The following is a 25,848-nucleotide window of genomic DNA, read 5'->3' on the forward strand; positions in this document are numbered from 1 at the left end:
AACACACCCCAAGGGCGCCATTATGGCGCCCGTCGAGCGTCAGCCCTGCGAAGCGGCTGTGACCACGTAAGAACCGGCAAACAAGACCGCTGGGCGGTCCTCCGACTGCCCGGTGATCTCGACGAAGTGGTCGAGCTTCGCCTGCCCTTTTTCGGTGAGCATTTCGACGAAGTGCGAGCGGTCGACTTCGGCCACCACCCGGCAACGGGCCGCCACGGTCGTGGTCTCGATCGGCTCGTGGTACTTGATCGAGCTGCGGCGGATGACGATGGTCCCCGCCAAGCCATACTCCTGCATCAACAAGTAGGTCATGCCCCAGCCCGCCACGGTGCAGAGCGTGTTGAGACTGCCTGCAAAGGCGGTGGCGTGGGGATTGCGGTTCGGCGCGAGCGGCATCGCCACCCAAAGCCCCGTGGCGTCACGCCGCTGGACACGCACGTCCATGTGCTCGGTGACGGGGATTTCCGCCCGGATCAGCCGTTCCAGATCGGTCAGAAGGGCCGCTCTGGCCGTTTGCGTGGTGGTCTCGGGCATCGGGGAGCGTGTCGTCGAAACGGGGGCTAACGAGGTCGAATAGAGAAGCACCCGATGCTATCCGATCGCGTGGGCTGTCTCCATAGCGTTCACAGAGGGCCGCCTCCGGGCGCCTGCTGCCACATCGATTGGCCCGCTGCCCCCTTGCCGCGGCAGGCCGCGGCAAGAATCTGCGGAAGTTGGGAAAGCTGAAGTTGGAGTGAGCGGCCACTCTGGGTAAATTGTGCGGACCTCGTGCGAGTGCGGCGACAGCCCCGCTCGCAGCGCTTGCCCCATCATTTCCGACGGGCCGCGAGGCGACAAACGCCCGACGACACGACCCCACCGGCAAGGAGGCACGGGATGGCCCCGCGGCAACCCCTGCGGCTGGTCCACGCCAGCGACCTACGGATCGACCGCCCCCTGTATGGACTCGCCGGCGCGCCCGACGCGATGCGCACGCGGCTGCGCGACGCGCCGCTCGAGGCGGCCGACCGCGTTTTCGATTGCGTGCTCACCGAGAACGCCGACGCGTTGCTCCTGTCGGGCGACGTGATCGACTTGCGAGCGTGCGCCCCGCGCGAACTCGTGTTTCTCGTCGAGCGATTCAAGCGGCTCGAGAACCACGGCGTGCCGGTCTTCTGGGCCGGCGGCCGGCTCGACCCGCCGAGCGCCTGGCCGAGATCGACGCCGCTGCCGGAGAATGTCACGGTCTTCCCCGCCGGCCGTGTCGACACGCACCCGCTGGTGCGCAACGGCCAAACGATCGCCGTCGTGCAGGGCGTCAGCCGGCCCGAAGACGCCGAGATCGACGCCAGCGGTTTCCACCGCGACGCGCACGGCAATTTCACCGTGGGTGTCGCCTACGGCACGAGCGACGCCGCGGGCAAGGAAGGGGACCGCGTCGACTACATGGCCCTGGGCGGACGCGTGCGTCGCGCCACCGTGGACCACGAGCCGGGCGTCGCCCACTTCGCCGGCTCGCCGCAGGGCCGCAACCCGCGCGAGGCGGGCCCCTCGGGCTGCACCGTGGTGCAGGTCGACGAGGAGGGCAAAACAAAGACACGGTTCGTCGCGACCGACTCGATCCGCTGGGCCGAGGAGTCGCTCGAGTTCACGGCCGGCACGACCGCCGACCAGCTCAAGTCGCGGCTCCGCGAACGGCTCGACAAGCTCGTGGCCAAGACCAAGGGGGTCGACCTGCTGGTCACCTGGCGTTTGCACGGCGCCGGCCCGTTGGTGGTCGAACTGCGTGAGGAAGGCTTGGCCGGCGAGTTGCTCGCCGACTTGCAAGGCCGCACGAATCTCAACAGCCAATACTGCTGGAGCTACGCGCTCGCCTGCCACGACCCGTACGAGCCGCCGCTCGAGCTGCTCGACCAAGAGACGATCCTCGGCGACCTGCTGCGACAAACCGGGGTGCTGCGGCGCAACGAGGCGTTCGTCTTGGACCTTGGCGACATGCTCCCCAAGCCGCTGCCCGATCCTTCGCTCGCCGACTTCGCCAAAGACCGCGACCACGAAGAGCGTGACGACCTGTACAACCGCGCCGCCAAACTCGGCGTCGCCCTGATGACGGAGGGCGAGCGATGAAACTCACCGACCTGCAAGTCGACGGCTTCGGCGTTTGGACCGGCCTCGAGCTGCGGCGCCTCTCGCCCGAGGTGACCGTGTTCTACGGCCCCAACGAGGCCGGCAAGACAACGCTGCTCAATTTCCTGCGGGCGATGTTCTACGGCCTGGGCGCCGAACGGCGCGAGCAGTACCTGCCCCCGCTGGGCGGCGGCAAGCCGGGCGGCAGGCTCGGCCTGGCGGGCGACGACGGACCGTTCGACGCGCTGCGGCACATCGAGCGCGGCGTCGACGACCGCGGCCGCGTCGTCGTGCGGCTGCCCGACGGCGAAGAGCACGGCGACCGCCTGCTGCGCGAGGGGCTCGAGGGGGTCGACGAGCGGACTTACAACAACGTCTTCTCGGTCGGGCTGGACGAGATCAACGAGCTCGGCGCGCTCGAGGGCGCCGAGGCGGCGATGTGGATCTACCGGCTCACCTCGGGCCTCGACAGCGTGTCGCTGTACGACGTGATCCAAGGCCTGCACAAGAGCCGCCGCCGCTTGCTCGACGAACCGGGCAAACCATCGGAGGCGGCCGAGCTGCTCGCCAAGCGCGAGCGGCTGCAGAACGACATCGGCGAGCTGACCCTGTCGAGCCGGGCGTGGTCGAAGCTCTCGATCGAAGTGGCCGAGGCCGACGCCCAGGCCGGGCAGCTCAAGAGCGAGATCAAGGAGCTCGAGGCGCGCGTGCGGCGGCTCGAGATCGCCCGCGACCTGAAACCCCGCTGGGCCGACCGCGAGCGTGTTTCCGAAGAGTTGGTCCGCTTCGCCGGGCTGCACCAGCTGGGCTCGAACGCCATCGGCCAGCTCGACGAGCTCAACGAGCAGATCGAGGAGCACGAGCGTCAGCGGGCGATCTTGCGTGGCCAACGCAAGCAGCTCCACGAGGAGGTCCAAGAGCTCGGCGTCAACGACGCGCTGCGCCGCAGTTGCTGCCGGCTCGACGCCCTCGGCGAGCAGCAGGAGTGGCTCGTGTCGCTCGAGCGCCAGATCGCCGAAGCCTGCTCCGAGGCCGACCGTGTCGAGGCGCTGCTCGCCGCCGAGCGGACGCGGCTGGGACGGCTGTGGCGTCGCGACGAGCCGCGGACGACCGACGACGAAGAGCCGCGTCGCAAGCGGCGCGAGGAACGGTCCACCGACCGCGACAGCGAGAGCCGCGAAGAGCGCCGTGCCCGCCGCGAGAAGAGCGAGCGTCGCAACCGTGTCGACCTCCGCGAGGACGAAGCCTCGTCTTCCCGTCGCGAGAGCACGCCGCGTCGCAAGTCGGCCGGCCAAGCCGCGGCCCTGCCCGAAGAAGACCTCATCGAGCGGCTCACCCCGAAGGCGGCGGCCCTCGAGTCGGCGCGCGAGACCGTCACCGAGGCGCGACGCGACCTCGACAACAAGCGTGGCGCCGAGCTGAAGTACTCGTCCCAGATCGAGTCGACCCTCACCTCGGGCGACAAGCTCGGCCTGCCGACCGACATCGAAGAGGCGGGCGACCTGGTGGCCCAGCTCCGCACGCGGCAGAAGGCCGAGCAGAAGGCCGAGCAACTGCGGCGCCAGATCCGCGACGTCGAGCGGCGACAGCGTGACCTAGCCGACCGGCAGCTGATGCCGATCGAGCCGTACCTGCTGCTGCTGGGCGTGTCGGTCGCCGGCGCGATGATGGTCGCTTACCCGTTCGTCAGCGCGTCGGCCGAGCCGGGCGGCTTCATGACGCTGCTCGGCCTGGTGGCGATGGGCGCCCCGCCGTTGCTCTACTTCTTCGTGAGCGACAACGCGGCCGAGAGCCTCGAATCGTGCGAGCGTGAGGCGGAGATCGCCGAGCGCGAGCTGAAGGAAGCCGAGCGCGAGCTCGACCTGCTGAACGACGAGCTGCCGCTGCAGCAGGGCGCTGTCGCCTCGCGGCTGCAGCACGCCGAGCGGCACCTCGACGAGCTCGAGAAGATGCTGCCCGTGGAGACCGAACGCCGCCGGGCGAACCAGCAGGTCGAGGAATCGGGGCGGTTCCTCACCGAAGCCGAAGAAGAGCAGGCCGCCGCCGAGAAGGAGTGGCGTTCAGCGCTCCGCTCGCTCGGCCTGAGCGACCGGATGAGCCCGAGCGACCTCACGCTGCTCGTCGCCCAGCGTCAGCAACTCGAGGAGCTCGAGTCGCGCGCCGTCCTGCGCCGCGAAGAGGCCGACCACCGCCAGCGTGAGCACGAACGGATCGTCGACCGCATCACGGCGCTCGCCGAGGAGGCCGATCTCGTCCTGCTGACCGACGCCGAGGAGCCCGCCGGCCCGGTCCCCCAGCTCGAGCACCTGCTGAGCGAGCGGCGCCTGCAACAGTCGCGCATCGACCACCGCAAGAAACTCATCGAGCGCAGCAAGCAGCTCAAGATCAAGCAGCACAAGCACGGCAAGGCGTCGCAGCGGCTCGAAGAGCAGCGTGAGGCGATGTTCCTCGCCGCCTCGGTCGAGAGCGAAGAAGAGTTCCGCCAGCTCGCCGACGAGTTGGCCGAGGCCTCGCGGCTGGTCGAGCGCCGCGAGCGGCTCACCCGCGAGATCGCCGCCGCAATCGGCCCCAAGAGCAGCGAAGAAGACTACGCCGAGCTGCTGGGCGCCGAGCAGATCCTGCGGCTCGACCGCATGTTCGACGAACTGACCGACGAGCACGCCGCGCTCGAGTCGCGACTGCAAGAAACGCTCGCCCGCCGCGGGTCGCTCGAGGAGCAGCGCCGCGCGATGATCGACGACACGTCGCTCGCCGACAAGCGGGTCGAACTCGACCTGGTCGAGGCGCAGATCGAGCGGGTCCGCGACCGCTGGCGCGAGCGGGCGGCGGTGGGCCAAATGCTCGAGCTGATCCGCAGCGACTACGAGGCGAACCGCCAGCCGGAGACGCTCGTCGAGGCCTCCAAGCACCTCAACAAACTCACCGCCGGGCGTTACCCGCGGGTCTGGACCCCGCTGGCCGATGATGTGCTCATTGTCGAGGACCACGAGGGACGGTCGATCCCCGTGGAGAACCTCAGCCGCGGCACGCGTGAGCAGTTGTTCCTCTCGGTGCGGATGGCGATCGTGGCGATGTACGCCCGCCGCGGGGTGCAGCTGCCGATGATCCTCGACGACGTGCTGGTGAACTTCGACGCGGGCCGCGCCAAGGCCGCCGCCCGCGTGCTCACCGACTTCGCCCGCCAGGGTCACCAGTTGCTGCTGTTCACGTGCCACGAGCACGTGTGGGAGATGTTCCGCGAACTGGGAACCGACTGCCGCCGCCTGCCGAACCGCTACGCCGGCGAGGAGCCGCTCGAGCCCGAACCGCTCGAAGAGGCGATCACCGAAGAGACCCCAGCGGAGCCCAATGAGGATCTGATCGAGGAAGTCGTCGAAGAGATCGCCGAGGAAGTCGTCGAAGAGCCCGCGCCCGTTGAACCCGTCATCGAAGAGCCGGCGCCCGCCTACGTGGCTGCGGTGTACGAGGACCTCGAGCCCCCGACCCGCGTTCGCACCGTCACCACGACCGAGGTGGTCGAAGTCGAAAGCGAAGCAGAGCCGTTTACGGAACCCGTCGAGACCGAGCTCGAGCTCGAGACAACCGTCGCCGAGTACCTAGAGACGCCGATCGACTGGGCCGAGCGCGAAGAGCGCCCGCTCGATCCGCCCGGCGAACCGGTCGAGGTCGAGTACGCCCGCGTGGGTGGTCAGCGGGCGCCACGGGCCGAACAAGAGCTTCCGCTCACGGCCCCCGAGCGACACGAAACGCCGTACGAAGAGGAAAGCCCATACCCCAACGGCGACTCCTGGCTCGCCGAAGCCGAGGCCGAGTACCGGCTCGACGAGAACCGCAGCGTGATGGAAGAGCTGCTGTGGGACGGCGGCGACGGGCGGTGAGGTTGCTTGACGGCTTGCTGTAGTCAAACCGAGGCACGGTTGTTGCTTTTCCTAGGAGCTGCTTCTGCTCGTAGGTTCGATGGGCGGTAGTCCTGTCGGCGACGGGAGACAGAGCCCGTCCGATCGACGCGGCCGCTGACAGGTTCACCCACCTTCGCCGTCGCGGGTAAAGGGGGGTGAACCCGCCGCACAGAGTCAAAAGCTTGGCGAAGCCGATTGGCGGCAGAACCACCCACCCTACGAACTTACAGCGTTCTGATGCCGGAGCGTTAGGTTGACAACGTTGCAGCCTACAGGTGTTACGCTGGACATCCCATAAAATAGTTATGGCCCATGAAGTCATTCGAGGTATATTCCGGATACCGACAGTTCTACGTGGCGGACGCAGGCATTGATCCTGACGCGCCCGAGAATTGGACCGATGAGCACATTGCTCAGCGGCACAACACGCTTCGCAACATCGCCGCTCTTTGTCCGGAAGGTGACATCACGTCCAGAGTCATTGCATGTGGTCCGGACGACGAGGCCCCGCCGCACCAGGATCCCTCGGAGTTTGAAGTCGAGACGTTCATCGAAGTACCGACAGGCAAGATTGGCGTTTACGGCTGGCCGCGCGAGCTATTCGACGAGTACACCGTAGAGCCCGGAACTTATTCGATTTTCTTCACCGGCCACGCTTTAGATCGCGTGGATGATGAAGAAGATTACTACGTCGTGCGTATCCGCAAGAGGGCCTGACCAGCGGCTGCAGTTGACCGGCGACGCCCGTGAGTAGAATGGTGGGGTCGGTTGGACGCCTGCCCCCGCGGGCGGCCGGCAACTGAGCCTTTTTCTTTAGGGAGGCAGCCGTGTGCATCGATGTGGGTGACTTCCAGCTCTCTCCCTACCGAAGCGATGATGCGGCGGCGTTAGTCGAGCACCTCGCCGACGGAGTTGTCGCTCAGACTGTTCCGGTCATTCCCTATCCCTACGGTATGCCTGAGGCAGAGGCATTTCTTGCCGGTAGGCTCGCGGAGCAGTCGCAAGCTCCAACGACAGCCTTTGCGTTCCGCTCCGCCGATGGCCTGCTTTGCGGCGCAGTCGGCCTTTCCCCAAATCTTGACGAGCAGTCCGCGGAACTCGGGTATTGGCTCGCCCCACACCTCTGGGGGCGCGGCCTCATCGGCTCTGCGGTACCCGTGCTTCTTCAGTACGCCGAAAGCCTGCCTCTCGTAAGCATCACAGCGCGTGCCATCACCACCAACCACGCTTCGATCGCTATCCTTCGCCGGAGCGGTTTCAGCTCCCTCGGCATTTGCAGGGAACCCGCTCGCACGACCACTGGAGTCCACAACGCCGAGCTGTTCAAGCTCATCCTACCGGTGAGTGCCGCCTAACAAGCTGCTGGAGTCAGACGCGGCTACACTTGGGCGTTAGCGTCGTGGTAGCCTTCTGGCATCAACAGTTGTTGTCGTAGCGGGCTCGGCGGCGGGCCGCGCTGCTAAACAACCGATCCGTTCGTCCGCAGCGTGCTCTTTTCGGAGCCGGGCGCCATGCTCACCCCCGAAGGGGTTGAGCATGTGAAGCGGTGAGTTGCTCTAGCCTCCGCATAGCATGCCCATCCGCTGCGCGTGTGGGCATGGCGCCCGGCGCCACGCCGCCCAATGGAGCGCGTGTACCCGGGTCGGAACGCCGCGGAGGGCGTTCCCTACAGACGCCGAGGGCGCTGCCTACCGGTTGGCGTGCCGCGTCACGATGTCGCCCAGCGAGCGGTAAAACTGCCCGCGGGTGAGCACCTCGTCGCAGCCCGCCGCGCGGGCCGCTTCGAGCTTCGCCTCGTGGACGTGCGGGGCGTAGGCCACCACGGCCGCCTCGGGCGACGCCGTGCGGAGCGCCGCGACGAGCGCCGCCAGGTCGCCGGCCGGCGTCGACAGGTCGATGGCGTAGAGCTTCGCCGCCGGGTCGGGGGCGTTGTCGGGCGACACGATCCGCACCGCCATCCCGGCCGAGCGTGCGGGGCCTTCGATCGCCGAGCCAGCCATCAGGTCGCGGGAGATGAGAACGATCATGGGGAGCGCGTCGTCGTGGTTAGCCGGTATCCCCTCCCCATCAAGCCCCAGCCCCTCCCCATCAAGGGGAGGGGGGCTGCGGCTTACTCACGCCCGAAGGTGCTCGACTCCTCGATGTACCGCGACCTGAGCGGCAGGTTGAGGGTCTCGGCTTCGAGGACCTTGCCGATCCGCGAGCTCGTCTCGGTGAGGTGGGCCAGGCTGTAGCGGTCGAGTTCCGGCTCGTCTTCGAGCAGCGTGTCGATGCTCCTCTTCAGCTCCTTGAGCTCGAGGAACACGAGCGTTTGGCAGTCCTGCGGCGCCGGGTCGATCCAGCCATCGCGGCGGCTGAAGTACGAGATGTAGCGCCGGCCGAGCGCGATGCTCGTGAGCCGCTCGAGGTAAGCCCGCTGCAGGTTGCGGCGGAAGCCGGAGACAAACGGTTTGCGGTTGGTGAACTCTTGCGAGTCGTCCGCCTCGAAGTCGCCGACCTCGCTGAAGATGGCGCCGGTGAGGGTTTTGAACAACTCGGCGCTGGTGTAGGCGTCTTCGTCGGCGGGGGTCTTGAGCTCCGAGTCGTGCAGCCGCTCGAGCGTGAGCGACGCGGTCAGCTGGTCGAGCACCCGCTGCTGCCAGAGCAGGATCACCTTGTGGGTCGGGTAGTCGGGGCGATCGATCTCCTGCGTGCCCCAGTGGTCCCAGTTGGTCGGCGCCAGGTGGTTGTAGAGCGACGCCGGGACGTCGAACGGCTTGTCGCTGAAGACCTGCTCGGCGACGAGCTCCACCGCCTCGCGCTGCCGCTCGGCGTCGACCGGAACGAATGGCGCCGTGGCGTCTTTGTCGCCCTTGTGCGAGCGGCTCACGCCGACGCCGCCGACGTAGCGGGCCGCGTCAAACATCACCCGGAAGTGGGTGGTGATCAGCACGCCGAAGGCCTGGCGGGCGCGCTCGTAGCCCTCGCCCTCCTCGACCAACTCGTCGACGATCTTGGGCATCGTCTCGGCCACGAGCTCGGCCTGCGAGCGGGCGTACTCCACCAGGTTGCTCGACAGGTCGAACCGCCGCGAGTGCGGGTCGGGGTCGATGCCGCGGGTGTCGCCGTCGGTCGAGAAGGCGAGGCCCTTCTCGCCGCTGCGGGCGGCGATCTTCTTGAGCTCCTTCTCTTCCGACTTGAGCGTCTTGTAGCCGTACTCGATCGCCCAGTAATCGTAGGGGCCGATCGTCTGCGAGTAGTAGACGGGCTGCTTCATCGACTCGGGCAGCAGCATGACGGGGGCGTAGTCCATCACCGAGGCGGTGAGTCCGGTCTCCTTCACCTTTTCCTCGTCCTGCATCTCCTCGATCGAGTAGAGGGTGCTCGCCTTGAAGTTGTGCCTTAGGCCGAGCGTGTGGCCGACCTCGTGCATGGTGACCTCTTTGAGGCCCTGCAGGATTAGCTTCTCGAGCTCCTCCTCGCCGCGCTTGCTAGTGGCGGCCACGGCCGTGGCGAACGCCAGCTGCTGCGACACGCCGCCCAGCAGGTTGCACGAGCAGCGGCCGGTGTGGCCGTGCTGCAGGTGCTGCGGGAGCTTGCGCTGCTGCTCGCGGTGGGCGCCCAGCTCGATCGGCCCGCCGGTGAGGACCTCGATCCCCTTGGGGGTGAAGAACTCGTGCGTCTGCTTCCAGAACTGCAGGAAGTCGGCGTCGAAGATGATGTCGGCGTCGAGGATCTCGCCCGTCGTGGGGTTCACGCGCGAGGGCCCCATCGCGAAGCCGGCGCCCGAGGTGATCCACTGGAACGTGTTGTAGCGGATGTCGCCCGGGTCCCACGTGGCGTCATTGGGCTGCTGCTCGACGTTGATCGCGTCGTAGAAGCCGGCCTTCTCGAACGCCTTGTTCCACTCCGTGATGCCGTCGCGGATCGGCTTGCGGTACTTGAACGGGATCGTCTTATCGAGCCAGAACTTGATCGGCTCCTTGGGCGTGGAGACGTCGGCCGACGGGTCGGCCTTCTCCAGGTTCCAGCGGTTCACGTAGCGGACGAAGCGGTCCTCGTCCTCCGGCTTGGAGTAGTCCTTCAGCGCCGTGACGAAGTAGCCGATCCGGTCGTCGGCCAACCGCGGCTTGTAGCCGTTGGTGGGCAGGCGGCTGATCGAGTAGTGGACGTTGAGCGTCACGCCGCGCGAGTCGGGGACCGAGTCGAACGACCGGTAGCCGCCCGAGGTGTACGTGGCCGCGACCTCGAGTTCGACGTTCTTCGGGAAGCCCTCGACCTCGCTCCAGGTGCTCTTGGTCGTGGAGAAGTTGAAGCCCGAGAGGACCTGGCTGATCTGCGGCAGGTCGCTGAAGAAGACGGGGGTCAGGTCGACGATGTACGACGAGCCCTTGCGCGACTTGATCGGCAGGCTGTAGAGCACACTGTCGGTGTAGGCGAGCTTGACGGCCTGCTCGCTGGGGCTCCCTTTCTTGGCCTTGAACCGCACGTTGCGGCGGACAATCAGGATGCGGTCGCCGACCTTGCGGAACTGCCAAACCCAGTCGTCGCCGAAGTTCCAGCTGAAACCGCCGACCAGCGGCGTCTGGCCCATGCCGCGGGCGATCGTGATCAGCACGATGTAGTCTTTGTTGAGGTCCGAGGGCTGCAGTTCGGCGAAGACGTGATCGTCCGACTTGTGCAGCTTGATCAGCCCGTCGATCTCTTTCGTGTCCTTGAGGACCTTCGACGCGGGCGGGAACTTCGGCGGCTCGGCGGGCTTCTTGGCGGCCGACTTGCCGCTCTCTTTGCTGTCGCCAGCGTCGGCCGAGGCCTCGCCTTCGGCGGCTTCGTCCGCGTTGCTGGCAGAAGCCTGCGGCTCGGAGCCTTCCTCGGCGGCGGGCTCGTCGGCCCAAGCCGGGGCGGCGGGCATGGCGGAGAGCGAGAACACGATCGCGATCGCGGCGGCCAGGGACGCAAGACGCATTGAGGCCACACGGCGGGCAGGTCGAATCGGCATCGAAGGATCTTTCGTCGACGGGTATAGCATAAGAAAACGGGACTGCCGGCGATCGGCGTGGGGAGAGGGCCCGGTTCTCAGCCCTAAAATATACCCCATTCTGACTGTTCGCCTCGATAGCGCCTAAGCTGTTTGGTTGACCCTTTTTCTCGTCAACCGTTTAACCCCTACGTCCCGACCCGCGCGAGAGATCGGCGTGCCGAGCCCAAACACGACGCCGCCCCCCCCAAACGAGGAGTCTATCCGCCGGGCGCTAGAGGCCTTTGAAGCGGGCAGATCGGCGGAGACGGCGGGCGAATTCGAGACGAAGGAGGTGCTGGCGGGGGGGCTGAGCCCGGCGCGGGTGTGGCGCGTGGGGTTAGGAAATCATACGCACGCGCTCAAGACGTGGCCCGCCGCAGGCGCCGATCGGGAGGCCGCTACGCTGCGGCACGCCTGGCTCGACCGGCTCGCAGACAAGGGCGTCGGCTTCCTGCCGGTCGCCCGCCGTACAGCCGGTAAAGACTCGCTCGTCGAGCTGGACGGCTGGTGCTGGGAGCTCGCCCGCTGGCTCCCGGGCGAGCCGATAGCCACGCTCTGCGACGCGGAAGCGAGCGCCGCGGCGCTCGCCGACTTCCACAACGCCGGCCAGCCGATGGCCGCCGTGGCGGGCCCCTCGGCAAGCCTCGCCGCGCGGCGGCGGGCGCTCGAGCAGGCGAAGCTTTACCCGACGGCGACCGGAGCCTTGAGCGGCCCCCAGGCCCCTAGCCTCGCACGACTCAGCGAGCGACTGCCCGCCGCGTGGCGTCGCGGCGACTCGCTGCTGCGGTCGATCGAATCGAACCTTTTCGCACCGCAGCCCTGCCAAATCGACTCGCGGCCCGAGCACTTCTTGCTCACCGAGGGTCGGGTAACCGGCCTCGTCGATTTTGGCGCCATGGCGCTCGACACCCCGCGGGTGGACCTCGCCCGGCTACTCGGCGGGCTGCCGACCGACTGGCGGGGGGCGGCCTTGGCGGCGTATCTCGGAATGTGGCGACCCGACGTCCCCCTCGTCCGTACCAAGTTTGCTAGCGAGCTCGACGCGATCCACGCCTCGGGCGTCACTGCGTCAGCTAGCAACTGGCTGCGCTGGCTGGCGGTCGAGCGGCGAATCTTCCCCAACGAGCGGGCCGTGGCCCGGCGGCTCGAGTGGGTCGCTGGGCGGCTCGAGGCGGTTGCCCGGGGCGAGCCGCTTGTCGAATAGCTTTATCCCGAACGCATTTGCCGTATCCGCGGAAGCCCGATTGGCCAGCGTGAGATTTGGCACGGACCGCTGGCGCCCACGAGACGAACGATTAAGCACCGCCGCGAACGCGCCCGCCCCTGCAGCGGTATCGCGCTAGGTCGCATGGCCGAGTGGCGGTAGAATCCTGTTTTGAAGCCCCGCATGCCGTGAGCCCCACTTGATGCGTCCCCACGCTGTCCGCCACACCACCTGCTTAATCGTCGCGTTGCTAGCCTCGCTGCTGGCCGCGCCGAGCGCCGCGCAATTCCAGTTCAACGGCGGGCTCGATCTCAACCTGCCCGGGCTGCGCGGCGACAGCGGCCAGTCCAAGCCGGCCGAGCCGGTCCGCCTGTCGGCCCAGTTCTACGAGGCGACCGCCGAGCGGCCGGCGCTGCTGCAGGTGACGGCCGACATCGCGCCGAGCTACCACATTTACTCGATCACCCAGCCGGCGGGCGGGCCCGAGAAGACCGTGCTCACCCCCGCCGAGTCGGGCGACTACGAGTTAGTCGGCGCCTTTACCGCCACGCCGGCCCCCGAGTCGCATGTCGACGAAGAGATCTGGGTCGGCCTGAAGATCGAAGAACACACCGGCCGCGTCACCTGGACCGCGCCGATCCGTCTCGCCGAGGGCGTCGATCCCTCGTCGCTCACGATCCAGGGAAGCGCAACCCTGCAGGCGTGTCAGGCGTTCAGCTGTTTGCCACTGGAGCTCGATTTCACGGCCAGCCTCGCCACGGGCGAGCCGGCAGGCTTTGACCCGGGCGTGTTCGCCGCGGTCGAGGCGGGCGAAGAGGCGCTCGCCACGGCGCCGATCCCCGACTTCCCGCGCGCGACGAACGGCGCCTCGGAGCCCGGCTTGGCCCCCGCCGATGACCCCGAGGCCTCGGGAGTCACAAGCAGTTTGCTGGCGACGCTCGGCTTCGCGCTCATGGGCGGGTTGATCCTGAACCTCATGCCGTGCGTGCTGCCGGTGATCGGGCTGAAGGTCATGTCGTTCGCCGAGCAGGCGGGCCACGACCCCGGCCGCGTGCTGGGGCTCAACCTGGCGTACGCCGCCGGCATGCTCGCGGTGTTCCTGCTCCTGGCCACACTGGCGTCGCTCGCCCAGCTCGGCCTGGGCGCCGAGAGCTACGGCTGGGGCGAGCTTTACACCTTGGGCTGGTTCAAGGTCGGCATGATCGCGCTGGTCTTCGCCATGGCGCTAAGCTTCCTGGGCGTGTGGGAGATCCCGATCCCCGGGTTCGCCGGCGCCGGCAAGTCGGTCGACCTGCAACAGAAAGAGGGCGTCAGCGGGGCGTTCTTCAAGGGCGTGTTCACAACGATCCTCGCCACGCCGTGCAGCGGGCCGTTCCTCGGGCCGGTGTTCGCGTTCACGATCGCCCAACCTCCGGTGGTCACCTACCTGATCTTCACGTTCGTCGGCCTCGGCATGGCGCTCCCCTACCTGCTGATTGGCTTGTTTCCGTCGCTCATTGCGTGGCTCCCCAAACCGGGCGCCTGGATGGAGACCTTCAAACAGCTGATGGGCTTCGTGCTGATGGGAACGGTCGTCTTCTTGTTCTCGTCGATCGCCAAGGAAAGTTACCTGCCGGTGCTCGCCCTGATGGTGGCGCTCGGCGTCGCCTGCTGGTGGATCGGCCGCACGCCGATCACCGCCAGCCCGGCCGCCAAGACGACCTCCTGGGTCGGCGGCCTAGCGACCGTGCTGCTGACCGGCTGGTTAGCCTTCGGCTTGCTCGGCCCCAGCGAGCACGAGCTGCCCTGGAAGCCCTACTCGAACGCTTCGCTGGCCCTGGCCCAGCAGCGCGGCAAGACCGTGCTGGTCGACTTCACCGCCGAGTGGTGCCTCACCTGCAAGCTGAACCTTAAGACCGCGATCGACACCGAGAAGGTCAAAGAGGTGATCGCCGCCAACGGTGTCGAGCCGCTCATCGCCGACTGGACCGACCGCAACGACGAGATCAAAGCCGCGCTGTCCGATCTGAACAGCATCAGCATCCCGCTGCTGGCGATCTACCCGGCCGACCGGCCCGAGCGGCCGATCGTGCTGCGCGACTCGATCACGCAGTCGCAGCTGCTCGCCGCCCTGCACGAGGCGGGCGCCACGCGGGCCAACGACGCCGGCCAAACGCCCTCCGAAAGCGACTCGCGTTCGGTCGACATGCCGCAGATCGAGCTGGGCGGCGCCGCCTCGACGGCCGACCTGCGTTAGGCGTCGATCGCTCCAGCGATCTGCAGGGAACGCCCTCCGTGGCGTTCCTGGCCCCGGGCACACGCACGCCGCAAGGCGCTCTCAGTACCGCGATACGGAATCGGGGTTCGGGCCCTTCCGCCGGGACCGGATCGCCACAGAGGGCGATCCCTGCAGGGGGGCGTCATGGCCCCCGCAGCCGGCACGTTGACCGCCGGGGCCACAAACCGCCAGAATGCGGCGAATTGAAGCCCCTTCACGCCTCTCGCCCTCCGCACGCATGACGCCCGACGCCACCCCTCCCGCCGCCGACGCCGCCCCCTCCGCGCCGACCACCGATCCCCAGGCCGCCCGCCGCGTCAAGCTCGAGGCCCTCACGGCCATGGGCGTCGACCCGTGGGGCCAGCGGCTCGACGACCACACGCCGATCGGCCAGGTCCGCGCCCGCATGAGCGAGTTGCGTTACCGGTTCCCCGACGGCGCCGAGGTCGAGCTGCCGGATTTTTCTAAGCAAGACGACGACTTCAACTTCCGTCAGTGGAAGGCCGACCGCAACGAGGAGCACGCCGCCAAGACGGGAGAGAAAGGCGTCCGGGGCGACGTCGCCGGGCCCGAGTTCCGCGTCGCCGGCCGCATCGTGCTGCACCGCAACAAGGGCAAGCTGCACTTCATCGACCTGCGCGACATGACCGGCGACTTGCAGCTGATGGTCGGCCAGAAGCAGGTGGGCGACTCGTGGGCCGTTGTGGAGCAGCTCGACCTGGGCGACATCATCGCTGTGGACGGCGCGCTCACCGTCACGAACACCGGCGAGCTGTCGATCGCCGCTACCAAAGTCCACTTCCTCTGCAAGAGCCTCGAGACGCCGCCCGAGAAGCACCACGGGCTCACCGACCCCGAGATGCGGCAGCGGATGCGTTACGTCGACCTGGCGTACAACGACGGCGTCATGCCGCGGTTCCTGGATCGCACGCGCATCGTCCGCAGCGTACGCGACACGCTCGCCGAGCGCGGCTTCGTCGAGGTCGAGGGCCCCACGCTGCACAGCATCGCCGGCGGCGCCGCCGCCCGGCCGTTCAACACCCATCACAACGCATTGGACATGCCGCTGTTCATGCGGATCGCGCTGGAGCTGCACCTCAAGCGGCTCCTGGTGGGCGGCATCGAACGTGTGTACGAACTCGGCCGCGTCTACCGCAACGAGGGGATCAGCCCCAAGCACAACCCCGAGTTCACCATGCTCGAGGTCTACCAGGCTTACGGCAATTACGAGTCGATGATGGACCTGACCGAAGCGGTGATCACGGACGCCATCGCTGCTACGCAGCAGGGGTCGGGGGTCGGGGGTCAGGGGACAGGGGAGGTGAGCTACGTGTTGCCTTATGGGGAGCACACGGTTGATTTCACTCCTCCTTTTGAGCGGCGGACTTACAACGACCTGTTCGCCGAGCACGCCGGGGTCGATCCCGACGACGAGGGCGCGGTGGCCGACCTGGCCAAGAAGATCGGCTTCGACCTGAAGGACGAGTCGGGCGCCCCGAGGCACCCGGACGTCATTAAGAACGAGGTGTTCGAGGCCAAGGTCGAAGACGCGCTCGTCGGCCCGATCTTTGTGATCGACTACCCGGCGAGCATCTGCCCGCTGACGAAGCGCAAGAAGGACAACCAGGCGATCGCCGAGCGGTTCGAGTTGTTCGTGCGCGGCATGGAGATCGCCAACGCCTACACCGAGCTGAACGACCCCGACCTGCAAGAAGAGCTGTTCAAGAGCCAGCTCACGGGCCTGAGCGACGAGGACTCGATGGCCAAGATGGACGACGACTTCATCCGCGCCCTACGCCACGGCATGCCCCCCACCGGCGGCCTGGGCATCGGCATCGACCGCCTCGTGATGCTGCTAACGAACAGCCAAACGATTCGGGACGTGATTTTGTTCCCGCTCTTGCGCAATGAGAAGTGAGCTAGACCCTACACACTGAGATATTCGGCGTCACCCGCCGTTGAATACCGTGCCGACCTCTAACCGTGTAGCCTCGAGGGAATCCTAGGCAGCAAATGACCTGTTCCTGTGACCAGATCCAAAGTAGGGTCTGATCGCCTCTCTCCTTGCGTAAACTGCACCGTACTACCTGTAAGTAATAATGAGTACTCATTCGATTTCGAAGTTATCGCCAGCTTTGCGAGGTGTATCCGTGATGGGCGTAGCACTTGTGCTGCTTGCCTGTAGCGAAGCCGTTTCGTCTTCGTTGGAAATCCAATGGGTTGCAATTGGTAACCCGGGAAATGCGCCTGACCCAGAAACAGAGCGCGGCTCCGTTGGCTACACCTACGAAATAAGTGCGACGGAAATCACCAATGCGCAATTCGTAGAGTACCTTAACGAAACCGACCCACTAGCAAATAACCACGCTAACAGATTTGTTCGTACGTATCCACGGTCTTTGCCCGGCATTACATTTTCACCAAGAATATTGCCAGGCGTTGAATACGTTCCTCAAAACAGCCCTGGCTCCAAATACACCATTAAACAAGGCCAGGAAAACCACCCCGCAACCGTGATATGGAGTGCCGCAGCTAGGTACGCAAATTGGCTGCACAATGGTAAGGGCAGTGGCGACACAGAAGACGGAGCATACTCGCTGGCGGGAGGGGGAGGTTACTTGGATTTCTATGTAGGTGTTGAAAGAAATCCGGGCTCACGAGTCGCCATCCCAACAATGGACGAATGGTACAAGGCGGCTTTTCACGATGCTGGGGCAGGCACGAGTGGGCTATATTTTGAATACCCCACATCAAGTAATTCTGCCCCGTCGGCAGCTTCCCCCTTTATTGACCCGTCAGGCAGCAATTATCAAGGTGTTGTTGGTGGTTTCACCGACGTCGGAGCATACTACCTAGCGTCAAGCCCTTATGGCACATATGACCAGGCGGGGAATGCCTTTGAATGGCTCGAAACCTATTGGGGTTACAATGCCAATGCTGGCCTTCGCGCTTCGGTCGGCGGCAATCTTTAATTCGACGCCGGTCTTATAAACTCCAGAGGTGTAGCCAGTACTGGTATTGATATCATTGACCACATTGGATTTCGGTTGGTTCGGATTGTTCCCGAGCCAAACCTAGGATGCGTCTTTGTGTTTTCTTTGCTGGGGTTGAGTTGCCTAAAACGGCACCGATGCAGCTAGTTCACCCCTTCGCCACTTTGCGCAGGGCTCGAGGTAGGGCACCGGCTCGCTGCCCAAGGGGTTGAACACCGTGCCGCCGACCTGTGATCAGAACCGTATCCGCGTGAGTTGTTTGTAGGCTATGAGCCCGCAGGCGATTTGTACCTGGGCTTCGTAGTTGGTGGCGTTGCGATCTCTGCGGACGCCGACGGCGGCCGGTGGCACTGCGAAAGTGGGCGCCGCCAGCCGCAACGAGAAGTGAGCTAGCCCGTTTCATGCTTCATCGCCTGATACGAACTCTGTTCCCGTTCCTTTTGCGGCCCCGCATTACGGGCGAGCTGCCGTCGGTCGCCTTGCTGAAGAAGTACCCGAATTGGGAGAACGCCCTCGACGAAGAGGGCCTCGAGGGGCAAGACGAGAGCACGTTGCGACCGCACCCGATCCAGGATTCGATACCCGACGATTTTCTCTTCACCGCAGGGGAGGTCCACGCGCCTTCGGGAGAGACGTTCAATGCCCTCATCGAGATCGATTACGGCGCCGTCAACTGTGTCACCGTTTACTCAGGCTCGAGCCCAAGTGCTTGCTGGAGTTTTTACCAGTCAGTACGGCTGGACGGGTGGGCGACCGATTGTCTGGCTTCCTTCCGGAACAGCTCGGAGGATCGCACACCCGCCCCGATCGAGGACCCGACCGTGTTCCCTCTCGTGCTCGAGACCCGACTCCCATTCGGTCGAACCGGCGAGAAGATTGTTGTCCGAGTCGATTCGGTCGCCCGCCTGCCCGATCCGCTGCCGCGAAAGAGGTAGGCCGGATCAAGCGGCGGAGCGGGATTGCCACACCGCTCGGATCAACCGCCGCGCCGCCGCAAAACCGCCTAAACGAATCCGACGCCCAGCCCCGGAGGGGCGACAGCGCGCCCCGGAGCAACGCCGCTGTCGCCCCTCCGGGGCTTGGGGCATGCGCGCCATTTTTTGCCCCAGGGGCTCTCGCCCCTGGCTATGCGCTGCCGCCCCTCCGGGGCTAGCGGTTTGGGCGCCTGCTCTTGGCGCCTTGGCGGCTTTGCGTGAGTCCGTTCGTGACGCTCAGTGCTAGCAGCCCTCCGATCCGCCTATGGTGGATGGGTCGCCGGCTATTCTTCCACTTCCTCGCTTGCGACCTCGTCTGGTCGCGACGCGTTGATCTCGGCTATCCTACACGGCCCCGTGCTCGCGCCTCGTGCTAGCACTTCTGACAAGCCACATCGACAAGGACGGCGATGTACAAGCTGCTGCTCTGCCTGCGCTACCTGCGCACGCGCTGGATCGCGCTCGCCTCGATCGTGAGCGTCACGCTCGGCGTGGCGACGATGATCGTCGTGAACTCGGTCATGGCCGGGTTCACGCACGAGATGCAGGACCGCATCCACGGCATTCTCAGCGACCTGGTGTTCGAGGCCCGCTCGCTCGACGGCGTGCCCGACGCCCCGGCGCACATGGCCAAGATCCGCGCGGCGGCCGGCGACATGATCGAGGGGATGAGCCCCACGGCCCACGTGCCGGCGATGCTCGGCTTCACGGTCGGCGGCCAGCGCGTCACCAAGCAGGTGAACGTGATCGGCGTCGACCCGACAACCTACTCGACGGTGAGCGACTTCGGCCGTTACTTGCAGCACCCCGAGAATCGGACGTCGCTCGACTTCGAGCTCAAAGAATCGGGCTACGACACGCACGACCACCAGGCCGACGACCCGCTGGCCACGCCCGAGCGCGAGCAGATGGGCTTCGCCGGCTGGGAGTACCGCCGCCGAAAGGCGTACTGGACCAAGAAAGAGGCCGAGCTCGCCACCGAGGCGGGGCCGGCGGTGAACGACCCGTTCGCCGCCAACGGCCAGGCCGAAGAGGGCGCCACGTTCGACCCCGCCAAGCAGCAGCACCCCGGCGTGGTGCTCGGCATCGCGATCGGCAGCTACCGCGACCACGCGGGCGCCGACCGGTTTCTGGTCGTGCCGGGCGACGACATCGAGATCACCTACCCGTCGGCCGGCGTCCCGCCCAAGCCGCTCTCGGCCCACTTCACGGTGGTCGATTACTACGAGAGCAAGATGAACGAGTACGACGGCACCTTCGTGTTCGTGCCGATCGAAACGATGCAGCAGCTGCGCGGCATGATCGACCCGTCGACCGGCGTGGCCAACTTCAACTCGATCCAGATCCGCTGCAAGGAGGGCGTCGACCCGGCGGTGGTGCGCGACACGATCGCCGCGGCGTTCGACCCGCAGCGCTACGTGGTGAGCACCTGGCGCGACAAGCAGGGGGCGCTGCTGGCCGCCGTGCAGATGGAGACCGCCGTATTGAACGTGCTGCTGTTCATGATCATCGCCGTGGCCGGCTTCGGCATTCTGGCGACCTTCTACATGATCGTCGTGGAGAAGACCCGCGACATCGGCGTGATGAAGAGCCTGGGCGCCAGCAGCCTCGGCGTGATGGGCATCTTCGTCGGCTACGGCTTGGCGCTCGGCGTCGTGGGCGCCGGGGCGGGCATGCTCGGCGGGCTGGTGTTTGTCGACCACATTAACGAGATCGCCGACGTGCTGGGACGCATCACCGGCCAGCCGGTGTTCGACCCCTCGGTCTATTACTTCCAGAAGATCCCGACGATCGTCGACCCCTTCACCGTGGCCTGGGTGGTCGGCGGCGCGATGGCGATCGCCGTGCTGGCGAGCGTCGCCCCGGCGTTCCGGGCCGCGATGCTGCGGCCGGTGGAGGCGCTGCGATGGGAATGAGTCGAATGCGCCTTTATAGGGCTACTCCGCTGGAATGCGGAACGCGGAACACTTGTGAGGAGGCCGACCGTTGAGCAACGACACAACCACATTGGCGGAACTGATGCATCGGTCAGAGAATCGGCCCGCGCCAGCGGCGTCCGCCTTCCGCAATACGGCCGCCGGCTGCCCCGTGCTGCTCGAATCGCGCAACCTCTTTAAGACCTACCGCAAGGGCGCGCTCGGCGTGCCGGTGCTCAAGGGGGTCGATCTTGAGGTGCGCGCGGGCGAGCTGCTGGCGATCGTTGGGCAGAGCGGCTCGGGCAAGAGCACGCTGCTCCATTGCCTCGCCACGCTCGACGAGCCGGACGACGGCGAGGTGTGGTTCGACGGCATGCGGGTCGACAACCTGCCGCGCCGCGGACGCGACCGGCTGAAGAACCGCTACTTCGGCATGATCTTCCAGGCGTACCACCTGCTGCCCGAGCTCACGGCGCTGGAAAACGTGTTGGCGCCGGCGATGATCCGCCACGGCGTGTTTTCCTATCTCGCGCAAAAACGCCAGCTCAAGGCACGGGCGACTGAGCTGCTGGAGACCGTCGGCCTTGGCCACCGGCTGAGGCACAAGCCGCGTGAGATGTCGGGCGGCGAGATGCAGCGGACCGCCATCGCTCGCGCGCTGATGAACGAGCCGCGGATCTTGCTGGCCGACGAGCCGACGGGCAATCTCGACCAGGCGACCGGCGAGGGGGTGCTCGAACTGCTGCACGGGCTCAACGGGTCCGCATCAGGAGCGAACCAGGCCGAGCGGCTGACGGTCGTTCTCGTGACGCACGACCGCTCGGTCGCCGCCCAGGCTGACCGGGTGGTGACGCTCGTCGAGGGGCGTGTCGACAATGCGGGAGCCCGGCAGCGAGCCGAGCCGGCCGCGTAAAGCCGGCCGGAAGCCGGCTCGCCTTCCACGGCTAGGGCCATCCTTGCGCACATTGGACGCCATCGGTTAAACTTGGTGTCCCTTTCCGCCCCCTCTGAAACTCCACCCCCGCCCCCTCCGCTATGTCCCGAGTCGTTTGGATCAACGGCAAGCTCGTCCCTGCGGCCGAGGCCACGGTCAGCGTGTTCGACCACGGCCTGCTTTACGGCGACGGCGTGTTCGAGGGGCTGCGCATCTACGGCGGCAAGGTGTTCCGGCTGGAGGAGCACCTCAAGCGGCTCTACGAATCGGCCAAGGCGATCTGGCTCGAGATCCCCATCGCCGTGGACGCGCTCGCGGCGGCGACCAACGAGACCGTGGCGGCCAACAAGCTGGTGGACGGCTACATCCGTCTGATCGTCACGCGCGGCGCCGGCACGCTGGGACTCGACCCCCGGAATTGCGATCCGCGGGTGATCATCATCGCCGACACGATCCGCCTCTACCCGGCCGAGTACTACGAGAACGGCCTGGAGATCATCACGTCGAGCGTCATCCGCAACCACCCGGCGGCGCTGAGCCCGCGCGTTAAATCGCTCAACTACCTGAACAACATCTTGGCGAAGATCGAGGGCATCCAGGCGGGCTGCATCGAGGCGCTGATGCTCAACCACAAGGGCGAAGTGGCCGAGTGCACCGGCGACAACCTCTTCCTGGTGAAAGACGGCGCGCTGCACACGCCTCCCTTGGACGCCGGCATCTTGGCCGGGGTTACGCGTGACACCGTCATCGAGCTCGCCGCCGAGGCGGGCCTCGTTTGCCACGAGCGTCCGCTCACCAAGCACGACGTGTACGTCGCCGACGAGTGCTTCCTCACCGGCAGCGCGGCGGAGGTGATCCCCGTGGTGCGGGTCGACAGCCGCACGATCGGCGACGGCAAGCCGGGCCCCGTCACCCGCGACCTGAAAGAGCTCTACGCAAAGCTGACGTACGCCTGAGTCTTCCCGTCCCTTGGGCGGGTGGGGTTGGCGAGCAGACGCCCGGAGCGCCCGGTTTTCAACTCGGCCGCCGCCTCGCAAATAGGGCCCTACTTCCGCGCCGCCGTTTGGATGCCGTCGCGGAACTCGGCGTTCGACACCTCGCGGTACTCGGCCAAGTGGTCACGCGCCAGGTCGATCCGCTGCTTGTCCTTCTTCGACAAGATCCAGGTCACGCGGTGCTTGGACTTCAGAGCCGGCTCTTCGGCGTCGCCGTCGGTCAGCTCGATCTCGACCGGCACCACCGAGCGGCGGGTGATCGCCTCGTTCACCTTGAGCCGCGGCCCCGGCGGCACGCCCGCCTCGAGCATCGTGTGCAGTTGCGCGTAGGCGTCGAGGAATCCGCGCAGCTCGGCCATCGCCGCGCTGTCGGCCACGGGCATCGTCACAAGTCGGTAGCTGAGCACATCGCTCGTCAGACGCAGCTCGCCGGTGGCGGCGTCGAACTCCTCCTTGAAGACCGGGTCGCCCGCGAACCGCAGGAACGGGTCTTTCTGCAACGCGGCCCAGCGGCGGAGCTTGATCATCAGGGCGGCGACCTGATCGGCGCCGATCTCGGTGCGGACCTCGCGGTTCTCGTCGAGCAACAAGAAACGCCCCGGCTTGTCGCCGCTGCTCGGGCGGAAGATGGTCACTCGCCCCACACTGTCGCGGAAGTCGTACGCCACGCCGTCGTGGAACAGCGTGATCGACTCGCTCGTGGGCTCCTCCTCGTCGAGGGCGTGAACGGTCGTCTCGATGCGGAACTCGGCGGCGGTCGCGGCCGAGGCGACAAAACTCAGCGCGCAAGGCGCGAGTGCAACGGTGAGGGCGAGTAGCAGGTGGCGCATGGCTTGGGTCTCCGACCGGTGGCTAGCTGTAGCGGTGGTGCAGGACCGCCAAGCTAACACATCGCGATCGGGGGCCTAAGAGCAAGTGCGCAGGAGCGTCGGTCGCTCAGCCGAAGTAGTCAGGCTCGTTGCCAGCAATCCATTTGATGTTGCAGCCGAGGCTGGGGGTTTGGTCCTCGCTGGGGAGCTCCTCAGCTAGCACCGCGTCGCAGGCGGCCCGCAGATCGGCGCCGGTCGGCGCGTTGCCGCTGTCCGGGCGGGTGCTGTCGAACTGCCCGCGGTAGGCCAGCTCGAGCTCGCCCGTTTCGCCGCTTCGCGAGTAGAGAAAGAAGTCGGGTGTGCAGGCGGCGCGGTAAGCCTTGGCCACTTCCTGCGTGGCGTCGTACAGGTACGGGAAAACGTACCCGCGTTTGTCGGCCTCCTCCTTCATGAGCTCCGGCGAGTCGGCCGGGTAGTTCTCCACGTCGTTCGAACTGATCCCCACAATCCGCAGGCCGCGCTGCTCGTACTCGCGGGCAAAATCGGCGAGCGCATCGGCCAGGTGCAACACAAACGGGCAATGGTTGCACATGAACATCACGAGCAGCGCCGGGGCGTCGTCGAAGTCGGTGAGCGACACGGTCTTGCCGTCGACATTCGGGAGCGAGAAATCGGGGGCCGCCGAGCCGAGCGGCGTCATTGTGCTGGGAGTGCGAACCATCGGGGGGTCTCTTACGTCGTAAGGAGGTGCCGGGAGTAAAGAGCCGGGGTCCCGCTGGTCTATCGCAGTCGATCGGCCGTTTGCGGGGCTCTCACCGAGTATCGGCCCCGCCGCCCGGGCGGGCAACCGACCCCCGGCAGCCGCCCCCACAGGCGACAGGGCGTCGCGTTGACACCGTGCGCCCCCAGCTTACAATTCGTTGACTTCACCAAACTGACGCCCTGCTGGCCGCGGCCGGGCGCCCCAAGTTTCTACCCAGAGCGGCCAACCGCCGAGGATCCTGCCATGGGCCTGCTCGAGATCGATGACAACAACTTCGAGGCCGAAGTGCTCAACAGCTCCGAGCCGGTGCTGCTGGACTTCTGGGCGCCGTGGTGCGGCCCGTGCCGCCAGATCGCCCCGCTCGTCGAGCAGTTGGCCGAGGAGAACGGCGGAGCCGCCAAAGTGGCGAAGCTCAACGTCGACGACGCCCCCGGCGCCGCTCAGACCTACGGCGTGAGCAGCATCCCCACGCTGATGGTCTTCAAGAACGGCGAAGTGGTCGAACGCTTCGTCGGCCTGCAACCGAAGAACCGCCTGCAAGAGGCGATCGACGCCGCGAAGGCGTGAGGCGTTTCCTATAAGACTGAGACCAAAACGGCCGGGCCACGCAAAAGCGTCGCCCGGCCGTTTTTTTGTCACCACGTCTTCGAGGACCATTGCTCTTGCGCTACGCGAGCGCGCCGCTAACGGCGACTCTCGGCGACTAGGCGAACAGCTCAGCGATGGGTGTGCCGCCGCCGGCGATCTTCATCGGCCGGCCGTTGGTGGCGGTGTGCTCGGTGCTCAGGTCGATGCCGAGCGCCCGGCAGATGGTCGCCATCAAGTCTTCGGACGAGTGCGGGGCCGACACGACCTGCGAGCCGTCGTCGCTCGTCTCGCCGATGGCGAGCCCGCCGCTCAGGCCACCGCCCCCGACCACCGCGCTCCACGCGCGGGCGTAATGGTCGCGGCCGCCGTTGGAGTTGATGCTCGGCGTGCGGCCGAACTCACCCATCCACAGCACCACCGTGTCTTCGAGCAATCCCCGCTCGGAGAGGTCTTCGACCAAAGCGCTCATCGCCCGGTCCATCTCGGGCAGCTTGTTGTCGAGAGCGCCGAAGCAGTCGTTGTGCAGGTCCCACCCGCCCATGTTGACCTCGACGAACGACACGCCCGCCTCGACGAGCCGACGCGCCATCAGGCAGCCGTTGCCAAAGCCCGTTTGTCCGTAACGCTCACGCACCGCCTCGCTCTCTTGCGAGACGTTGAACGAAGCCATCTGGCTGCTGGTCATCAGCCGGTTGGCGCGGGTGAGCACCTTGGCGTGCTCGGCGGCGGCTTGGCCGCGACCCTGGCGGATGAAACGGCTCTCGATCGTGTTGAGCAGGTCCATCCGCGGCCCGAGCCGCCCGGCGTCCATCGGCTGGCCGACGTTGCGGACCCGGCCGTTGGAGTTCACTTGGAACGGTGCGTAGGCCATCCCCAAGAACCCCGGCCCTTCGCTCCGACCACCGACCGACACGAACGCCGGCAGGTCGAACCCCTCGTCGAGGCGCGCCATCTGCTCGGCGACCACGGCGCCGTAACTCGGGTGCCGCACGCTCGGGTTCGGCACGAAGCCGGTGCGCAGGTAGTAGCTCGCCCGGGTGTGGTCGGCCTCGCGGGTGCTCATCGAGCGGACCACCGAGAGGTGCTTCATTTGATCGGCGATCATCGGAAGCCGCTCGCAGATCTGCAGGTCGCCCGTGGTGGAGATCGGCGTCAGAGGGCCGCCGGTGGCGGCGCCCGGCTTCATGTCCCACAGGTCGATCGTCGGCGGCCCGCCACTCATCCAGAGCAAGATGGCCGACTTGTTGCGGCGTTTCAAATCGGCTGCCGCCGCCTGCATGGCGCCGCCGAGTGTGAACGCCGAGGCGCCAAAGGCGGCGATCCCGGCGAGGTGGTCGAGAAAGTGGCGTCGGTTCATCATGTGATTGCCTCGTAGGGGGCCGACAACGGATGCTTACTAAGACGCGGACGG

General features: G+C 66.5%; 19 protein-coding genes. 13 read left to right on the plus strand and 6 right to left on the minus strand.

The genetic code is table 11. The features are described 5' to 3' along the window. Positions 1-39 precede the first annotated feature (39 nt). A complete protein-coding gene (locus tag Mal64_RS09970) occupies positions 40-534 on the minus strand; it encodes a YiiD C-terminal domain-containing protein (RefSeq protein WP_146399659.1) in 495 nt (164 codons plus the stop codon). A 342-nt stretch (positions 535-876) separates the two neighbouring features. Between Mal64_RS09970 and Mal64_RS09975 the strand changes: the two genes are divergently transcribed. From Mal64_RS09975 to Mal64_RS09990, 4 genes are all read left to right on the plus strand, one after another. After that, entirely contained in the window at positions 877-2,106 is a 1,230-nt protein-coding gene (locus Mal64_RS09975) for a metallophosphoesterase family protein (protein ID WP_146399661.1), read from the plus strand. Then, positions 2,103-5,984, plus strand: coding sequence for an AAA family ATPase (locus Mal64_RS09980; protein WP_146399663.1), 3,882 nt, complete (start codon positions 2,103-2,105; stop codon positions 5,982-5,984). Before Mal64_RS09975 ends, Mal64_RS09980 begins: the two co-directional genes overlap by 4 nt. 333 nt (positions 5,985-6,317) lie before the next feature. Beyond that, on the plus strand, positions 6,318-6,722 hold the full coding sequence (locus Mal64_RS09985; RefSeq protein WP_146399665.1) for a hypothetical protein: 405 nt from the start codon (positions 6,318-6,320) through the stop codon (positions 6,720-6,722). A gap of 110 nt (positions 6,723-6,832) precedes the next feature. After that, positions 6,833-7,360: a GNAT family N-acetyltransferase gene (locus Mal64_RS09990; RefSeq protein ID WP_146399667.1), complete on the plus strand. Its 528-nt coding sequence runs from the start codon at positions 6,833-6,835 to the stop codon at positions 7,358-7,360. Positions 7,361-7,693: 333 nt separating this feature from the next. On the opposite strand, the gene Mal64_RS09995 is transcribed toward Mal64_RS09990, so the two are convergent. Together Mal64_RS09995 and Mal64_RS10000 are read right to left on the minus strand one after the other, a co-directional pair. Beyond that, positions 7,694-8,032 (minus strand): DNA-binding response regulator, encoded by a 339-nt coding sequence (locus tag Mal64_RS09995; protein WP_146399669.1) that lies wholly within the window; start codon positions 8,030-8,032, stop codon positions 7,694-7,696. 83 nt (positions 8,033-8,115) lie between these two features. Next, complete coding sequence (locus Mal64_RS10000; RefSeq protein ID WP_231993648.1) at positions 8,116-10,983, minus strand: zinc-dependent metalloprotease; 2,868 nt, start codon at positions 10,981-10,983, stop codon at positions 8,116-8,118. A gap of 196 nt (positions 10,984-11,179) precedes the next feature. On the opposite strand from Mal64_RS10000, the gene Mal64_RS10005 reads away from it, so the two are divergent. The 8 genes from Mal64_RS10005 (at position 11,180) to ilvE (ending at position 22,238) form a co-directional block, all read left to right on the plus strand. Next, positions 11,180-12,208, plus strand: a complete 1,029-nt coding sequence (locus Mal64_RS10005) for an aminoglycoside phosphotransferase family protein (RefSeq protein WP_197525629.1) — start codon at positions 11,180-11,182, stop codon at positions 12,206-12,208. A 202-nt stretch (positions 12,209-12,410) separates the two neighbouring features. Beyond that, positions 12,411-14,444 carry a protein-disulfide reductase DsbD family protein gene (locus Mal64_RS10010; protein WP_146399673.1) on the plus strand — a complete coding sequence of 678 codons (2,034 nt, stop codon included), beginning with the start codon at positions 12,411-12,413 and terminating at the stop codon, positions 14,442-14,444. 259 nt (positions 14,445-14,703) lie between these two features. Continuing rightward, complete coding sequence (gene lysS / locus Mal64_RS10015; RefSeq protein ID WP_197525630.1) at positions 14,704-16,383, plus strand: lysine--tRNA ligase; 1,680 nt, start codon at positions 14,704-14,706, stop codon at positions 16,381-16,383. Between the two features lie 235 nt (positions 16,384-16,618). Then, positions 16,619-17,437: an SUMF1/EgtB/PvdO family nonheme iron enzyme gene (locus Mal64_RS10020; protein ID WP_197525631.1), complete on the plus strand. Its 819-nt coding sequence runs from the start codon at positions 16,619-16,621 to the stop codon at positions 17,435-17,437. Positions 17,438-17,898: 461 nt separating this feature from the next. Then, the gene (locus Mal64_RS10025) at positions 17,899-18,393 is read left to right on the plus strand and encodes a hypothetical protein (protein WP_146399679.1); all 495 of its coding nucleotides are present in this window, start codon (positions 17,899-17,901) and stop codon (positions 18,391-18,393) included. 449 nt (positions 18,394-18,842) lie between these two features. Further along, positions 18,843-20,348, plus strand: coding sequence for an ABC transporter permease (locus Mal64_RS10030; protein ID WP_146399681.1), 1,506 nt, complete (start codon positions 18,843-18,845; stop codon positions 20,346-20,348). A gap of 70 nt (positions 20,349-20,418) precedes the next feature. After that, entirely contained in the window at positions 20,419-21,261 is an 843-nt protein-coding gene (locus Mal64_RS10035; protein ID WP_231993649.1) for an ABC transporter ATP-binding protein, read from the plus strand. 122 nt (positions 21,262-21,383) lie between these two features. Next, on the plus strand, positions 21,384-22,238 hold the full coding sequence (gene ilvE, locus Mal64_RS10040; protein ID WP_146399683.1) for a branched-chain-amino-acid transaminase: 855 nt from the start codon (positions 21,384-21,386) through the stop codon (positions 22,236-22,238). Between the two features lie 89 nt (positions 22,239-22,327). Here ilvE and Mal64_RS10045 read toward each other — a convergent pair whose 3' ends face one another. Beyond that, positions 22,328-23,107: a hypothetical protein gene (locus tag Mal64_RS10045; protein ID WP_146399685.1), complete on the minus strand. Its 780-nt coding sequence runs from the start codon at positions 23,105-23,107 to the stop codon at positions 22,328-22,330. Positions 23,108-23,213: 106 nt separating this feature from the next. Further along, complete coding sequence (locus Mal64_RS10050; RefSeq protein ID WP_146399687.1) at positions 23,214-23,807, minus strand: thioredoxin family protein; 594 nt, start codon at positions 23,805-23,807, stop codon at positions 23,214-23,216. 285 nt (positions 23,808-24,092) lie between these two features. Here Mal64_RS10050 and trxA point away from each other — a divergent pair, with 285 nt between their 5' ends. Continuing rightward, positions 24,093-24,416 (plus strand): thioredoxin, encoded by a 324-nt coding sequence (gene trxA, locus Mal64_RS10055; protein ID WP_146399689.1) that lies wholly within the window; start codon positions 24,093-24,095, stop codon positions 24,414-24,416. A 136-nt stretch (positions 24,417-24,552) separates the two neighbouring features. On the opposite strand, the gene Mal64_RS10060 is transcribed toward trxA, so the two are convergent. After that, on the minus strand, positions 24,553-25,794 hold the full coding sequence (locus tag Mal64_RS10060) for a DUF1501 domain-containing protein (RefSeq protein ID WP_146399691.1): 1,242 nt from the start codon (positions 25,792-25,794) through the stop codon (positions 24,553-24,555). Positions 25,795-25,848 lie beyond the last annotated feature (54 nt).

Source organism: Pseudobythopirellula maris, assembly GCF_007859945.1.
Lineage (GTDB): Bacteria > Planctomycetota > Planctomycetia > Pirellulales > Lacipirellulaceae > Pseudobythopirellula > Pseudobythopirellula maris.

What these genes read in the sequence shown, in the direction of transcription:
- trxA (WP_146399689.1), top strand. Translation starts at nt 24,093, where the DNA reads ATGGGCCTGCTCGAGATCGATGACAACAACTTCGAGGCCGAAGTGCTC.
- Mal64_RS10020 (WP_197525631.1), top strand. Translation starts at nt 16,619, where the DNA reads ATGGGCGTAGCACTTGTGCTGCTTGCCTGTAGCGAAGCCGTTTCGTCT.
- Mal64_RS10000 (WP_231993648.1), bottom strand. Translation starts at nt 10,983, where the DNA reads ATGCCGATTCGACCTGCCCGCCGTGTGGCCTCAATGCGTCTTGCGTCC.
- Mal64_RS09975 (WP_146399661.1), top strand. Translation starts at nt 877, where the DNA reads ATGGCCCCGCGGCAACCCCTGCGGCTGGTCCACGCCAGCGACCTACGG.
- Mal64_RS10050 (WP_146399687.1), bottom strand. Translation starts at nt 23,807, where the DNA reads ATGGTTCGCACTCCCAGCACAATGACGCCGCTCGGCTCGGCGGCCCCC.
- Mal64_RS09980 (WP_146399663.1), top strand. Translation starts at nt 2,103, where the DNA reads ATGAAACTCACCGACCTGCAAGTCGACGGCTTCGGCGTTTGGACCGGC.
- Mal64_RS09995 (WP_146399669.1), bottom strand. Translation starts at nt 8,032, where the DNA reads ATGATCGTTCTCATCTCCCGCGACCTGATGGCTGGCTCGGCGATCGAA.
- Mal64_RS10030 (WP_146399681.1), top strand. Translation starts at nt 18,843, where the DNA reads ATGTACAAGCTGCTGCTCTGCCTGCGCTACCTGCGCACGCGCTGGATC.
- lysS (WP_197525630.1), top strand. Translation starts at nt 14,704, where the DNA reads ATGACGCCCGACGCCACCCCTCCCGCCGCCGACGCCGCCCCCTCCGCG.
- ilvE (WP_146399683.1), top strand. Translation starts at nt 21,384, where the DNA reads ATGTCCCGAGTCGTTTGGATCAACGGCAAGCTCGTCCCTGCGGCCGAG.
- Mal64_RS10010 (WP_146399673.1), top strand. Translation starts at nt 12,411, where the DNA reads ATGCGTCCCCACGCTGTCCGCCACACCACCTGCTTAATCGTCGCGTTG.
- Mal64_RS10045 (WP_146399685.1), bottom strand. Translation starts at nt 23,107, where the DNA reads ATGCGCCACCTGCTACTCGCCCTCACCGTTGCACTCGCGCCTTGCGCG.
- Mal64_RS10060 (WP_146399691.1), bottom strand. Translation starts at nt 25,794, where the DNA reads ATGAACCGACGCCACTTTCTCGACCACCTCGCCGGGATCGCCGCCTTT.
- Mal64_RS09970 (WP_146399659.1), bottom strand. Translation starts at nt 534, where the DNA reads ATGCCCGAGACCACCACGCAAACGGCCAGAGCGGCCCTTCTGACCGAT.
- Mal64_RS09985 (WP_146399665.1), top strand. Translation starts at nt 6,318, where the DNA reads ATGAAGTCATTCGAGGTATATTCCGGATACCGACAGTTCTACGTGGCG.